General features: G+C 60.5%; 13 protein-coding genes. 6 read left to right on the forward strand and 7 right to left on the reverse strand.

What is annotated here, in order from left to right:
• Positions 1-893 (reverse strand): OmpP1/FadL family transporter (locus HMPREF0178_RS19355; protein ID WP_009369231.1); only part of this gene is annotated, 893 nt, incomplete at its 3' end.
• A gap of 193 nt (positions 894-1086) precedes the next feature.
• On the opposite strand from HMPREF0178_RS19355, the gene HMPREF0178_RS19360 reads away from it, so the two are divergent.
• Positions 1087-2064: an ABC transporter ATP-binding protein gene (locus tag HMPREF0178_RS19360; RefSeq protein ID WP_009369232.1), complete on the forward strand. Its 978-nt coding sequence runs from the start codon at positions 1087-1089 to the stop codon at positions 2062-2064.
• Positions 2065-2131: 67 nt separating this feature from the next.
• On the opposite strand, the gene HMPREF0178_RS19365 is transcribed toward HMPREF0178_RS19360, so the two are convergent.
• Genes HMPREF0178_RS19365 through HMPREF0178_RS19385 form a run of 5 tightly spaced genes read right to left on the reverse strand, consistent with a single transcriptional unit; the run spans position 2132 to position 6014 of the window.
• Positions 2132-4150 carry a hypothetical protein gene (locus tag HMPREF0178_RS19365; protein WP_009369233.1) on the reverse strand — a complete coding sequence of 673 codons (2019 nt, stop codon included), beginning with the start codon at positions 4148-4150 and terminating at the stop codon, positions 2132-2134.
• An 8-nt stretch (positions 4151-4158) separates the two neighbouring features.
• The gene (locus HMPREF0178_RS19370; protein ID WP_009369234.1) at positions 4159-4638 is read right to left on the reverse strand and encodes a type II secretion system protein J; all 480 of its coding nucleotides are present in this window, start codon (positions 4636-4638) and stop codon (positions 4159-4161) included.
• Positions 4628-4987, reverse strand: coding sequence for a type II secretion system protein J (locus HMPREF0178_RS19375; RefSeq protein ID WP_009369235.1), 360 nt, complete (start codon positions 4985-4987; stop codon positions 4628-4630). Before HMPREF0178_RS19375 ends, HMPREF0178_RS19370 begins: the two co-directional genes overlap by 11 nt.
• On the reverse strand, positions 4984-5457 hold the full coding sequence (locus HMPREF0178_RS19380; RefSeq protein ID WP_009369236.1) for a prepilin-type N-terminal cleavage/methylation domain-containing protein: 474 nt from the start codon (positions 5455-5457) through the stop codon (positions 4984-4986). The genes HMPREF0178_RS19375 and HMPREF0178_RS19380 overlap by 4 nt, the downstream gene beginning before the upstream one ends.
• Positions 5458-5465: 8 nt before the next feature.
• Positions 5466-6014 carry a DUF4124 domain-containing protein gene (locus HMPREF0178_RS19385; protein WP_009369237.1) on the reverse strand — a complete coding sequence of 183 codons (549 nt, stop codon included), beginning with the start codon at positions 6012-6014 and terminating at the stop codon, positions 5466-5468.
• A gap of 329 nt (positions 6015-6343) precedes the next feature.
• Between HMPREF0178_RS19385 and HMPREF0178_RS19390 the strand changes: the two genes are divergently transcribed.
• The gene (locus HMPREF0178_RS19390) at positions 6344-6847 is read left to right on the forward strand and encodes a lytic transglycosylase domain-containing protein (protein ID WP_279042237.1); all 504 of its coding nucleotides are present in this window, start codon (positions 6344-6346) and stop codon (positions 6845-6847) included.
• Here HMPREF0178_RS19390 and HMPREF0178_RS19395 read toward each other — a convergent pair.
• A complete protein-coding gene (locus HMPREF0178_RS19395) occupies positions 6837-7649 on the reverse strand; it encodes an A24 family peptidase (protein WP_009369239.1) in 813 nt (270 codons plus the stop codon). The genes HMPREF0178_RS19390 and HMPREF0178_RS19395 overlap by 11 nt on opposite strands.
• Before the next feature lie 229 nt (positions 7650-7878).
• Here HMPREF0178_RS19395 and HMPREF0178_RS19400 point away from each other — a divergent pair, with 229 nt between their 5' ends.
• From HMPREF0178_RS19400 to HMPREF0178_RS19415, 4 genes are all read left to right on the forward strand, one after another.
• On the forward strand, positions 7879-8943 hold the full coding sequence (locus HMPREF0178_RS19400) for a type IV pilus twitching motility protein PilT (RefSeq protein WP_009369240.1): 1065 nt from the start codon (positions 7879-7881) through the stop codon (positions 8941-8943).
• A gap of 107 nt (positions 8944-9050) precedes the next feature.
• Complete coding sequence (locus tag HMPREF0178_RS19405; protein WP_005030527.1) at positions 9051-10697, forward strand: ExeA family protein; 1647 nt, start codon at positions 9051-9053, stop codon at positions 10695-10697.
• Positions 10698-10710: 13 nt separating this feature from the next.
• Entirely contained in the window at positions 10711-12117 is a 1407-nt protein-coding gene (locus HMPREF0178_RS19410) for a mannose-1-phosphate guanylyltransferase/mannose-6-phosphate isomerase (RefSeq protein ID WP_009369241.1), read from the forward strand.
• Positions 12118-12119: 2 nt separating this feature from the next.
• On the forward strand, positions 12120-12904 hold a 785-nt coding region (locus tag HMPREF0178_RS19415; RefSeq protein WP_009369242.1), incomplete at its 3' end, for a TrkA family potassium uptake protein.

Genomic DNA, 12904 nt, shown 5'->3' on the forward strand with positions numbered 1-12904 from the left:
CGGTAGTTGCTCCATACGGTATAGACGGTTCCGGCTTCGAAGCTCAGGGTTTCCATGGGCTTCCACATCACGCCGAAGGAAATGGTATCGGGAAGGTTCAGATTACCGTGCAGATCGGAGTTTGGTAGATTAACGAGGCCCGGAACCGGATTTTTATTTTCGAATTCGACGTGTCCGCGCACGGCCTGTTTGACGCGGCTGCGGTAGGTCAGGCCAGCGGCCCATTCCTCATTGAATTTGTAATGCGCGGCGAGGTTGAAGCCGGGAGCGATGCTGGACCCGGTGAGCATCTGTTGGTCGTAGCGACCAGAGAGCAAGGGGGAGCCGGTCATTTTGCCGAGATCGCCGTCCTTTTTCATGAGCATGGTGGCGTACATGAACTCAAGGCCCACGGCGAGGGAGAGATTATCATTGATCTTGAAGGCAAGGTTGGGATTCAGTGAAACGGTCTTGAGGCTGACGTACTTGAGGTTTTCACGGCCCGGCCAGTTTGTGGGATAAGAATTGCCGAGGCCGAACCGGGAGAAGATGCCGATGCCGCCCCAGAGGTTGTCGCTGAACTGATGGGTGAGATAGGCGTGCGGATTTGCCCATGTGTGCTTGTCTACGTCGGTGGAGCGGCCGATGCCGAAGCGGTCCACCGTGTCGACGGTCCCGGAAGGCTGAATGGCGGTCATGCCCACCATTATTTGGGTACCGGGGAGCTGAGTGATCCCAGCGGGATTCCAGGCCACGGCGGAAGGATCGTCCGCGCGGGCAACCATGCCGCCGGCGAGAGCCGTGCCTCGGGCGCCGAAGTCGGACAGGGCAAATCCTTCCGCTTGGGCTTTTCCAGTAAGCTGGGGAGCCGCCAACAGGCAGGCGGCAAGCAACAGGGAGGCAATCCGTTTCATAGTCTTCCTTGCTTTGTAAGAAGTTGACGTGTAAAAAAACTGCCATAGCAAAAAGGCAAAAAGCGTCGGTGGTTGTCGATGCTTTTCGTTTTTAATGGTAAAAGACCAATTTTTTTACCAGAAACGGTACTAAAATGCTAGCCGATTTTCTGGTTTGACGTTTTTCGGTTTCCTTTTCAGCCTCGGAGTATGCATGTCTTCCGCCTCTTCTCCGCTTCTCGATTTTCGTGATGTGAGCCGTTCGTTTACGGTGCGGCAGGGTGTGCTCGGCAGAGTGCGGGGCGAAGTTCGCGCAGTGGATGGCGTATCGCTTTCCGTACGTCGCGGCGAGACGCTCGGCCTGGTGGGCGAGTCCGGGTGCGGCAAGTCGACACTGGCGCGCATGGCTGTGCGGCTTCTCCCTCCAACGGGCGGGGAAATCCTTTTCGACGGCGAATCTGTATTGCCCGGCGTGTCGGGCCGTAATGACACATGGTATTCCCGCCGTTTGCAGATGATCTTCCAAGATCCTTTTTCTTCGCTGAATCCCCGGTTGAGGATCGGTACATCCATTGCCGAGCCGTTGATGGCCATAGGCACGCCGTCGGCGGAGCGTCAGGAGCGTGTGGGCGAAATCCTGCGCCGCGTGGGGTTGCAGCCCGGACATGCCGGACGTTACCCGCACGAGTTTTCCGGCGGCCAGAGGCAGCGTGTGGCCATTGCACGGGCGCTGGTGACCCGCCCGGAGCTTGTCGTCTGCGATGAGGCCGTGTCGGCCCTCGACGCCTCGGTTCAGGCGCAGGTGCTGAACCTGCTGAAAGAGGTACAGGCTGATTTTGGGCTGACGTATTTCTTCATTTCGCATGACTTGTCGGTCGTCGGCTATATGAGCGACCGGGTGGCGGTCATGTACTTGGGACGCATCGTCGAGCAGGCCGATAGGAACACCCTGTTCGGTTCGGCGGCGCATCCGTATACGAAGGCTCTTTTGGCCGCCGCGCCCGTGCACGATCCTGCAAAGAGGCGTATCCGGGCTTTCCTGCCCGGTGAACTGCCGAGCCCCTTTTCGCCGCCCGCCGGGTGTGCGTTCCATCCCCGGTGCCCGCAGGCAATGCCCCGGTGCCGTGAGGAAGCCCCGGAACTCCGGGAAATCGCGCCGGATCATCTGGCCCGTTGCCATCTGTATGGATAGCGCCTTGTTGTAGCGACAGGAAAAAAGCCCCTGTTCCCGACGGAACAGGGGCTTTTCTTTGGATGGGTTACTGGACGATGCCGGGAGTGAGGCCGGGGACATCGTCGGTACCGGAACCGCCGGTGCCGGGAATGCCGACCTTGAAGTGTCGGAAGACAAGTCCGTCTGGTGTTTCAGGAACGGAGGAATAGGCCCCTGAAAATATCCCGGCATGATCATGGACACCGGATACGGGAATGCCTTCGGAGGTTGCAATGGTATAGTCATCTATCTTTATGGCGAGAGCGGGGTTGACGTATCCCCAGATGATACGGTGGAACGTCGGCTCCTGTCCCCGTGAAACGCCGTTTGAGGGCTGAGTGTCCGTGAGTGACGGCCAGTAGGTTTCTTCCATAAAATTGTTGTTGTTTTGAAACGCGATCCAGCCTTGGACGTAGTTCTTTTTATCTTGTTCCCACACGCGAACGACAAGAGTTGTCGTACTGTTTTTTTTGAGTATTTCCCCTTCGGGGATGCTGTAGGCGATACAATTGAGCGCATGGTCCATCTTGCCGTCATTGGAGTGCCACAGCATAATGCCGTCGCGCAGGGTACGGTCCGTTGCGTTTGAGTACAGGTAATTATAGGTACCGTAAGGATCATCAGGAATATAGACGTTCGGTTGGCGATAATTGATAGAATAATTGGGTTGATAAGGGGAGATGGCTCTATAGCCTCCCGGAATGAGGGCGGGATTCACCGGAGATCGCGTTACGCCTGTGTATGTGTTGTCGTATACACCCGGAGCCGTTGGGTACTGAATATAACCCGTAGTCACCTTGCCGGAGACAACCCCCATACCGAGCCCGGAAACGCCGTACGAAGTCAGCTCGTCGTCATCGACGTCGCCCGGTTCTGGAATAAAGTGTGTTCTGAACAGAACCCCGGCAAACAGGTTTGCCGATACTTGATACCACGGGATGACCGATGTTTGGATGAGGATGTCGTTGTTTGGCGTTTCGGCTATTTTTTCTTCCGTGATGCCGGCAAACCACGAGTCATAGGTCGTGTGGTTTTTTCTGGTATTCAGAAAGTGATCCGGTGTGGCTCTTTCATAGCCTTGTACGAGCAGTCCTTTTTTATCTTGAGCCGTCTCGAACTGTCCGAATCTATTGTCATCAAAAATTTCTTCCGCGTCGTCTTTATTTTTGAGCGGGCTCGACACTTCCGGCATTTCCTGTACGTCTCCGTCTCCCGATCCCCCTGAGCCACTGCCCGAACGCAGTGAACTTCTCCCGTTCGTATGCCACACCAGCGCGGCCCGTGCACCGTTGGAGGTTTGGGCTTCGCTGACCACGCGGATATACTGCCCGAGGACGAGTTCCTTGTCTTCGCCAAGTTCCGGGTAGGAAGAGCCCGAGACGGGGCGGACGCCCTCGAACGTATAGGTGGAACCGGATTTGGACAGGCGTTCATAGATAAGGCGTTTCGCGCTGTCGGGATTGAGCGTGGCCCCGCCCTTGTTCACGACACCGATCAGTCCGCCGGTTTCGGGAAAGTAATCAAAGTCGTTTTTTGCCGTGTTGACGGAAATGGTCGTTTGCGTTTTTGTGGGATACGTCGGCGTCCCGCGCCCGATAAGATACGCATCCGCGTTGGGGGTGAGCGCCGCAGCTTCTCCGAAAGAGTATTCAGCTCTGCTGGCTGTACCCGATTTGGCAATCAGCAGAAGTTCGCGCGTCCCGGATGGCGCTTCGGGATACCAGCCGGAACCTCCCTTCAGCAACGTCCCTGTATCTGAAGTACGAAACCACGAGGGGAACAGCGTGAGCGAGACGTTCCCGCCCGTGATTGAAAAGGTTTTGCCGTCCAGCGTATCATCCACCAAAGTCATGAGCCTTGCTCCGGTATCGGCCTTTGACGTCTGCACCCGGACGATTTCCTTTCCCGATTCGGCGAGGTAGGAGGCTTGCACCGTTTCCTTGGCGTCCAGCCCGGTCATGACGGAGCCTGTCATGAGCGAAACCGCGACCATGCCGAGCAGGGCCAGGATGACGATCCCGCCGATGATGGTCAAAAGGACGCTTCCGCGTTGTGACGTCTGCATGGGGAACCTCAATCCTTGGCGAGGGGGGTGTTGCGGGGGGCGACGGAAAGCGTCCATGTGATTTGCCGTTCGGCGAGTTGCTGGGTCAGCACGATGCCGATGTAGGAGGGGCCGGCCCCGTTCGTGGTGAAACGGCATGAGGCCACGTCCGAGAGGAGTATTTGGCCGTCGATGAGCAGCTTGCTTCCGGTATCTTCGCAGCTGATGGTTGTCTGCGTGCCATCCGTCTTCGTGAATGTGACGGAAGGGCTGTCTTTGAAAGGAGATCCGGGAAAATCGGCGGCTCCCGCAAGCTCTTTCCGGAGACGGATGAGAGCCAGTTCGGCCTGCATGTCCGACGTTCCGACTTCCCGCATCTGCGTATACCCGGTGAGGGCCGTGCCGAATCCCGAGAACACGAGCGAGCCGAGCACGCCGAGGATAACCAGCGTGCAGACGATTTCCAGCAGCGTGAAACCCCGCTCGGGGGCGCGGACATCAGAACGCACGGGAAAGCTCCACGGAACCGCGCTTGACGGTGATCAGCAGGTTGTCGGGGCAGGACGGGCAGCCGTCCGGGTGCCACAGTTCCCGTTTATCTTGGGCTTCCAAAAGAGCTTCGAGGCCTTTATCCGTGATGAGGTCGCTGGCAGCCTTCTGCTGCATGGCTTCCGTGTTGAGGTAGGCGATGCATTCTTCCAGAGCGCTGGTGGCCTCCGTCAGATCTTTGATCTGCCCGGCACTTTCAGCGCTTCCGCGCAAGGTCGTGGCGATGAGTTGCGCCGCCATGAAGCCCATGATCGCCATGAGGATGATGGTGACGATGATCTCGATGAGGGTGAAGCCGCGCGCGTTCATTGGACGAACCCCGTTTCCGCGAAGAGAGTGAGCGTGATCCCGCCGCCGAAGCTGAATGTTTGATCGGAGGCTGACGCGGTGCAGTAGAGGATGCCCGTGTCGTTCGGATTTCCGAGGCTGTCCTCGCCGCAGACGCCTCCCGCCGCGTCGAAGCAGAACGTAGCCAGAGGGATGCTTTGGATTGATGCTGAAGGCGTATAATCCTTGAGCAATGTCGGCAGGGCTGATTTTCCCTTCATGAAGAAACTCACCTTGCTTTTATCTATGGTGACGCATTGCCCGCCGCCCATCGCCATGCCTTGCGCGCGGGCATAGACGAGCTGGGAGAGGAGCCTGTCCCGTTCCGCGTAGGCGGTTATCTCGTCATTGCCCCGGAAGGCCGAAATGCCGAGATAGGCCAGCACGCCGAGCACGACGAGCACGGAGACGATTTCAATCAGGGTAAATCCGTTGCGGAAGGGTGGCTGCATGGCATATGTCACTGTTTGGGGATGAGCTTTTCCAGCGCCTCTCGGTTCTGTTCCAGCAAAGTACGGAAACGGATCTGCGCGTAGCCGTCGCCCGTGGCTCGGGCGCGGTATAATTGCTTTTCAAGCTGCCCCCGCTCCTTTTGCAGCTGTTCGACCTGCTGTTGGAGCATTTTCCGGGCTTCAGCGGCGGCCTTTTCCAGTTCGGCGGCGGACGGCTGGTGCTCAAGGCTCGGTATATCGAGAGGGGCGACGGGCTCGGGCTGCGCGGCTGGAGGCTGCGGCGAGAACTGGTATTCCTCCACTTTGCCCGCGGGCGGCTTGGGAGGCGGCGTTTCGCTGATGTGCGTGACCCCGGATGCGTCTTTCCAGATGTACATCTGCTGAGAGGCCGCATTGGCTGGGGTGGGTGTTTGGTCCAGCGTTTCCCGCACGCTGGATGCCATGCGGGACAATGGGGCACCGCCCGAAAGCGTGCCGTCCACGATAAGCAGTTCCACCCCGCCCGCCAGCGCGAGCAGGGCAAGCCATGCGAGGGAGAAACGCTTGCGTTTTTTCATGGGCGGACCTTTTCCCTTGGCGTCGCCGGACAGGTGCGGAGGGCGCTCCTTGTCTTTTGACGGGAGGCTCGTTACGGTTGGAAATGATGGTAGCACAGGCTGTTCCGAAAGACGAGAGGCCTCGACTCTCATGGCTGGGGTTCCCCGTATGGGCGGGCCTCATTCTGGTGTGTTGCCTTTTATGCGCCCCGGGCCTTAGGGCAGCAGAACCTTCCAAACTCAAGGTCGTGGTGCGGCCTCCCATCAAAAAAACGCTTCCTCAGCGGACCCACGCGGCCCGCCCGGATGCCCCGTCAGCTCAGCCGGCGGAGCCGTTGCCTGCGGAGTCCGTGGCCATTTATCGGCATGTAGGGGAGGACGGGACCGTCTTTTTGACAAACAGGCCGGACGGCGACGGGAGGTATCAGTTTTTCGGGCGCTTCAGCGCCGAGCGGCTGATGCGTGCGGTGGGGCCGGACGGTGTGGCGCGGCTCGCGGAACGGTATGCCGGGCAACATGGGGTCGAGCCCCGGCTGGTCATGGCGATCATCAAGGTCGAATCGGGATTCGACGCCAAGGCCGTCTCTTCGGCCGGGGCCAGCGGGCTCATGCAGCTCATGCCCGGCACGCAGCGGCATCTGGGGGTGCGAGATGCGTTCAATCCCGATGAGAACGTGGAGGGCGGGGTGCGCTATTTCCGATCCATGCTGGATCGGTACGGCGGGAACGTTTCGTTGGCTCTGGCGGCGTATAATGCCGGGCCTGCCAACGTGGACAAGTACGGCGGCATCCCCCCGTTTGAGGAAACCCGCAATTACGTGCGGAAAGTGCTCGCGTTGTACGCTACCCCGTGATGAACCGGATCCACCAGTCGAGGATTTCCTGACCGGCGAGGATGTGCACGAAGGCGCCGAGGCTCAGGAACGGGCCGAACGGGATGGGCATTTCGCGCAAGGGCGCTTCGCGGGGCATCAGGCAGGCGATGAGCAGGAAGGCGGCAAGGGCCGAGACGCCCGCGACCAGCGTGATCAGCGGCAGGCCGAGGGGCCCGCACAGGACGCCGAGCATGAGCATGAGTTTGACGTCGCCGAACCCCATGCCGTCCACGCCGCGCAGGCGTTTGAAGACAAGAAGTACGGCAAGGAACGTCCCGCCGCCCACAAGGCCGCCGAGAAGCGCGTCCGTCCAGTCCATGCCGAGGGCGAAGACGGCGGCGGGCACGGCCAGCACTGTCCCGCCGAGCGTGATGCCGTCGGGAAGGATGAAGCATTCCAGATCGATGCCCGAGGCGACGATGAGCATTCCCGTGAACACGAGATAGACGGGAAAGGCAAGCGAGGGGCCGAAACGCCATGCCAAAAGGCCGGACGTCAGGCCGGACAGGAGCTCGACGAGCGGATACCGGATATGGATGGGCTTGTGGCAGCGGGCGCACTGTCCGCGCAGCAGCAGATAGCTGAGGACGGGGATCAGTTCCCAGAAGCGGAGGCGCTGTTTGCAATGCGGGCAATGGGAAGGCGGAAAAAGGATGGATTCGCCGCTGACGTACCGGTGGATGCAGACGTTGTAAAAGCTGCCGAGCAGGAGCCCGAGCAGCGTGGCGGCGGGAATGAACATTTCGGGATGCAGCAATTCCGGGGGGATGGTCTGGTACACGCGGAGCCTTCCTTTGGCACGCCCGATCGGGCAACGGTGCGCGGGCTGTCGGCGGAAGCCTTCTGTGATTGAGTCCAGCATGTTGTGGGCTTGTTCACAAATGGCGATCAGGCCTTCAGCGGTGATGACAGAATCTTCCGTCTCGCGTATTTCATACGCACCTTGTTCCTGCCAAGGTGTACCAAGAACCGGGCGCTCCGGCAACAAAAACCGTGCAGGAAGGTCATGCATGGCAAAAATAGACAATCTTTTTCATTTGTTGCACGCCAATCACGGTTCGGATTTGCACCTTTCGGCGGGCAATCCGCCGCTCCTGCGGATCTACGGGGACCTCGCACGGGTGGACGCTCCGGTTGTTACGACCGAGGAACTTTTGGCCGTACTGCGTGAAATGGTTCCCATGGAGCGCGTGCAGGCATTCGAGCAGACGGGCGATCTGGACTTCGCCTATGAAATTCCGGGGCTGGCGCGTTACCGTGCCAACTTTTTCCGGCAGAACCGCGGCATTTCCGCGGTGTTCCGCGAAATCCCGCAGCGAATCAGCACGGTTGAGGAGCTGGGGCTTCCGATCATGCTGCGCGAGCTGGCCCTGCTGCCCAAGGGCCTCGTGCTTGTGACCGGCCCCACCGGGAGCGGCAAGTCCACCACGCTGGCCGCGCTCGTGGACTACGCCAATACCAAGCGCCGCGACCATATCATTACCATTGAAGACCCCATCGAATTCGTGCATCAATCCAAGAGCTGCCTCGTGAACCAGCGCGAGATAGGGCGCGATTCCCGCTCGTTCGGCACGGCGCTGCGCTCCGCACTGCGCGAGGACCCCGACATCATCCTCGTGGGCGAAATGCGCGATCTCGAAACCATTTCCCTCGCCCTCGAAGCGGCGGAAACGGGGCATCTCGTGTTTGCGACCCTGCACACCATCTCCGCTCCCAAGACCATCGACCGCATCATCGAGGTCTTCCCGCCGGAGGAGCAGGCGCAGATACGGACGAGCCTTTCGGAGTCGATTCAGGCGATCATCGCGCAGACGCTGTTCAAACGGGCCGACAAGAAGGGCCGGGTACCCGCGCTGGAAATCATGTTCGGCATCCCGTCCGTGCGGAACATGATCCGCGAGAGCAAGACATTCCAATTGCCGAGCGTTTTGCAGACCAATCGCAATGTTGGGATGCAGACGATGGACGACGACATCGAACGCCTGCTTCTGCAGCGCATCATCGCGCCCGAGGCGGCCCTCGTCCACGCACAGGACAAGGGGCGTCTCCGTGAGGCCATCGGGAAGTTGAAATAGCGCGGAAGGATGGAGGCCGGGAAAAACGGGAAGGCCTGTGCGTTCCTACTCCCGCGACGAGCGTTTCGCTTTTTCCTTCAATGCCGTTTTCTTGAGGGTATTGCCGAATGAGCAGCTATTTGGAGCTCCTGAATCTGACGCGGGAGCCGTTTTCGAACTCGCCGGACCCGGACGCGTATTACCGGACGCCGACGCACGAGGACTGCCTGAACCGGCTGGAAATCGCCATCCGGCTGCGGCGGGGCTTGAACGTGGTTCTCGGCGAGGTGGGCACGGGGAAGAGCACGCTGTGCCGCTGTCTGCTGAGGAGCCTGAACGAGCAGAGCGGCATCGACGTCTTTTTGCTGTTGGACGCGGGGTTCGAGGATGCCGATGAATTCGTGCGGCACCTGTGCGAGCTGTTCGCCGGGCAGCGGCCTCCCGAGGGCGTGGCGCGCCGGGAGTGCATCAGCGTCATTCAAAATCGGGTTTTCGATAAGGCGCTGGAGCAGAACCGGAATCTTGTCCTTTTTATAGATGAGGGGCAGAAGCTCAGTCCGGCGGCGCTGGAAGTGCTGCGCGAACTGCTGAATTTCGAGACGAACACGGAAAAGCTCCTGCAAATCGTCATCTTTGGGCAGCCGGAATTGGCACAGATCATTGAAGGTATGCCCAACTTTAAAGATCGGATCAACGAGTACCTGTATCTGAAGCCGCTCTCCATGCGCGAGAGCATCCGGCTTGTGCGCCACCGGTTGCGGCTGGCGGGAGGGCAGAGGGCGGAACGGCTGTTTTCGCTCGGGAGCCTCATCGCCCTGCACCGGGCCAGCAGGGGGAAGCCCCGCCAGCTCATGCGCCTCGGGCATCAGATGCTGCTTGCCCTGCTTGTGGGCAACCGTACAACCGTAACCGGCCGTATGGTGTGGGCGCAGGTGGCCCGTAACGGCAGCGATGTGCAAAACCGGTGGGGCCGCTGGCTGGTTGTGGCGTTGGCGTTGATCTGCGTCGCGGGCGGATACCGCTGGATGCCGGAGGCTGTAAAGGACGACGCGCACGCCCGGCTGGAGGCGGTGGTGTCCGGCGTGCTGGGCTGGCTGCCGGAAGCGGAGAAGGCGGATACCGCCGGGACTGCCGGAAAAGGGCGGGCAGCCGGGGATGATGCCGTGCGGCGTGCGGCGTCGCGGGAAGCCGTTCCGCAGCCTCTGCCTCCGGATGAAGCGCCCCCCGCCGTCCCTGAAAAGGCGGAATCCTCTACTGCGGAAGCGGCGGGTGGGCAGGGTGCCGAAGCGGAAAAGAGCGCGGTCCCCGAAACGCTGGGGACGTTCCGTTTGCAGCCCGGCGAGGCTCTTGCCGAACTGGTGCGGGCGTTGTACGGTTCCGGCTCCGCCTTGGAACTGGTTTTAGGCAAAAACCCCGGATACAGAAACGATATCGGTGCGGGGCCTCAGGATCTGACGCTTCCCGCCGTACTGTATGCCCCTCCGCCGTCCATGACCAAGGGGGTGCTTTTAAGCCTTGGTGCGTTCGGTACGCTGGAAGAGGCGTATACGGCGTGGCGCGGCTACGGCAAACGCTCCCCATCCGTGGCGCTGACCCCGATCTGGCGTCCGGGCGAAGGATTGTCGTTTCATATTTTGGCTCCGCGCGGCTTTGCGTCGGAGAGGGCCGCGTGGAGCTGGCTTTCCCGCTTTTCTCCGCCGGCTGAAGCCTCCGTGCGGCTGCTGCCGCCTTTTGATGGGGCGTGTTTGGTGTTTCATAAATTTACCGTGAAATAGACAGGAAATGTTCATGTCCACATTGCGTTCCATTGTCCTGTGCGGCGGCAGCGGCACCCGCCTCTGGCCCCTTTCCCGAGCCTTGTATCCCAAGCAGTTCATGGATCTGGGAGGGCATACCCTGTTCGGCGATACGGTGGATCGGGCGGCGGCTCTGCCGGACAGCGCCGATCCGCTGGTGGTCTGCAATGAAGAGCACCGCTTTTATGTGGCGGCGGCCTTGCAGCAGAAAGGCGTATCCGGAACTATTCTGTTGGAGCCCAAGGGACGGAATACCGCGCCCGCCATTGCGCTGGCGGCGTTCGCGGCGTTGTCCGGCGGGGGGGATCCGTTGCTGCTGGTGCTGCCGTCCGATCATGTGTTGAAACCTCAGGATGTTTTCGCCGAAGCCGTGGCGCGGGCCCGCGCCTGCGCCGAGTCCGGGCGTATCGTTACATTCGGCATCACGCCGGATGCACCGGAAACAGGGTTCGGGTATATCCGCCGGGGTGGGGCGTTGCCCTCGGGCGGGTATGCTGTGGCGCGCTTTGTGGAAAAACCGGATCTCGCCAGAGCCGAGGCCATGCTGGCGGACGGAGGGTATCTGTGGAACAGCGGCATGTTCCTGTTCCGCGCATCCATCTACCTTGAAGAGCTGGCCCTGCACGCTCCCGGCATTCATGCGGCGTGCAAGGCGGCGTGGGAAGGGCACCACGCCGATCGGGACTTTATCCGTCCCGACGCCGACGCCTTCCTGAGTTCGCCCGCCGACTCCATCGACTACGCGGTGATGGAAAAGACGGACCGGGCCGCCGTGGTCCCTCTGACAGCCGACTGGAGCGATCTCGGGTCATGGGAAGCGTTCTATGAAGCCGCTCCGCACGACGGGGACGGCAACGTGCGTGTGGGGGATGTCTACGCCGAGGGCGCGGAAAACTGCTATCTGCACGCCTCCAATCGGATGGTCGCCGCGCTCGGCGTATCGGATCTGGTGGTCGTGGAGACGGCGGACAGCGTGCTGGTGGCGGATCGCGCCCGCACGCAGGATGTGAAAAAGATCGTCGAATCACTGAAAAAGGAAGGGCGCGGCGAGGCGGAAAACCACCCGCTGGTCTATCGTCCGTGGGGGAGTTACGAAACGCTGGCGAGAGGTGAGCGTTTTCAGGTGAAGCGCATCATCGTCAAACCGGGCGGGCAGCTTTCGCTCCAGAAGCACCACCACCGGGCAGAGCACTGGGTGGTGGTCGAAGGGACGGCCGAGATCACCGTTGGCGACAAGGTGCTCCTGTACCATGAAGACCAGTCCACCTACATTCCCCTCGGCACCGTGCACCGGCTCAAGAATCCCGGCATGATCCCGCTGGTCATCATCGAGATCCAGTCCGGCACCTACCTTGGGGAAGATGACATCGTGCGTCTTGAAGACAGCTACGGGCGCTGACCATGAAACTGCTCCTGACCCTTCTCCCGGCGCTCCTGACCCAGACCACGGGACGCCGCAATCAGCGCATCGTGATCGGCTTCCTGCTGTTCACGACCGTTCTGGTGGCGCTGTTCAGCATCGTGTTTCATCAGATCATGGCCTACGAAGGGCGGGATTATTCTTATATCACCGGCGTCTACTGGACGCTGACCGTCATGTCCACGTTGGGGTTCGGGGACATCACCTTCACGAGCGATATCGGGAAACTGTTCTCCATCATCGTGCTGGTGTCGGGCATCATCCTCATCATGATCGTGATGCCGTTTACGTTCATCCGGTTCGTGTACCAGCCGTGGATCGAGGAATACAACAACAAGCGCAAGCCGCGCTCCCTGCCGTCCGATACCAGCGGCCATACGGTTCTGGTGGGCGACAACGACATCTCGTTGAGCGTGGCCCGCAAGCTCCGGCAGCACAACTATCCGTATGTCATCCTCGTACCGGACGGGCAGCACGCGCTGGAACTGTACGACAACCGCTATGATGTGGTGACCGGCGAGTTCGACGACGCCAACACCTACCGGAACCTGCGGGCGGACAAGGCGGCGTTGGTCGCAGCGCTCGAAGGGGATCTGCGGAATACGAACATCGCCTCTACGGTGCGCGAAGTCGCGCCGTCGACCCTGCTCGCCGCCAGTGCGGAGAATCCGGAGGCCATGAACATCCTCATGCTGGCGGGGTGCGACCACGTCTACTCGTTTACCGAGATGCTTGGGCGGAGCCTTGCCCGCCGCGTCTACGGGAC

The organism is Bilophila sp. 4_1_30, assembly GCF_000224655.1.
GTDB classification, from domain to species: domain Bacteria; phylum Desulfobacterota; class Desulfovibrionia; order Desulfovibrionales; family Desulfovibrionaceae; genus Bilophila; species Bilophila wadsworthia.

What these genes read in the sequence shown, in the direction of transcription:
- HMPREF0178_RS19375 (WP_009369235.1), bottom strand. Translation starts at nt 4,987, where the DNA reads ATGAACGCGCGCGGCTTCACCCTCATCGAGATCATCGTCACCATCATC.
- HMPREF0178_RS19410 (WP_009369241.1), top strand. Translation starts at nt 10,711, where the DNA reads ATGTCCACATTGCGTTCCATTGTCCTGTGCGGCGGCAGCGGCACCCGC.
- HMPREF0178_RS19360 (WP_009369232.1), top strand. Translation starts at nt 1,087, where the DNA reads ATGTCTTCCGCCTCTTCTCCGCTTCTCGATTTTCGTGATGTGAGCCGT.
- HMPREF0178_RS19380 (WP_009369236.1), bottom strand. Translation starts at nt 5,457, where the DNA reads ATGCAGCCACCCTTCCGCAACGGATTTACCCTGATTGAAATCGTCTCC.
- HMPREF0178_RS19385 (WP_009369237.1), bottom strand. Translation starts at nt 6,014, where the DNA reads ATGAAAAAACGCAAGCGTTTCTCCCTCGCATGGCTTGCCCTGCTCGCG.
- HMPREF0178_RS19400 (WP_009369240.1), top strand. Translation starts at nt 7,879, where the DNA reads ATGGCAAAAATAGACAATCTTTTTCATTTGTTGCACGCCAATCACGGT.
- HMPREF0178_RS19365 (WP_009369233.1), bottom strand. Translation starts at nt 4,150, where the DNA reads ATGCAGACGTCACAACGCGGAAGCGTCCTTTTGACCATCATCGGCGGG.
- HMPREF0178_RS19405 (WP_005030527.1), top strand. Translation starts at nt 9,051, where the DNA reads ATGAGCAGCTATTTGGAGCTCCTGAATCTGACGCGGGAGCCGTTTTCG.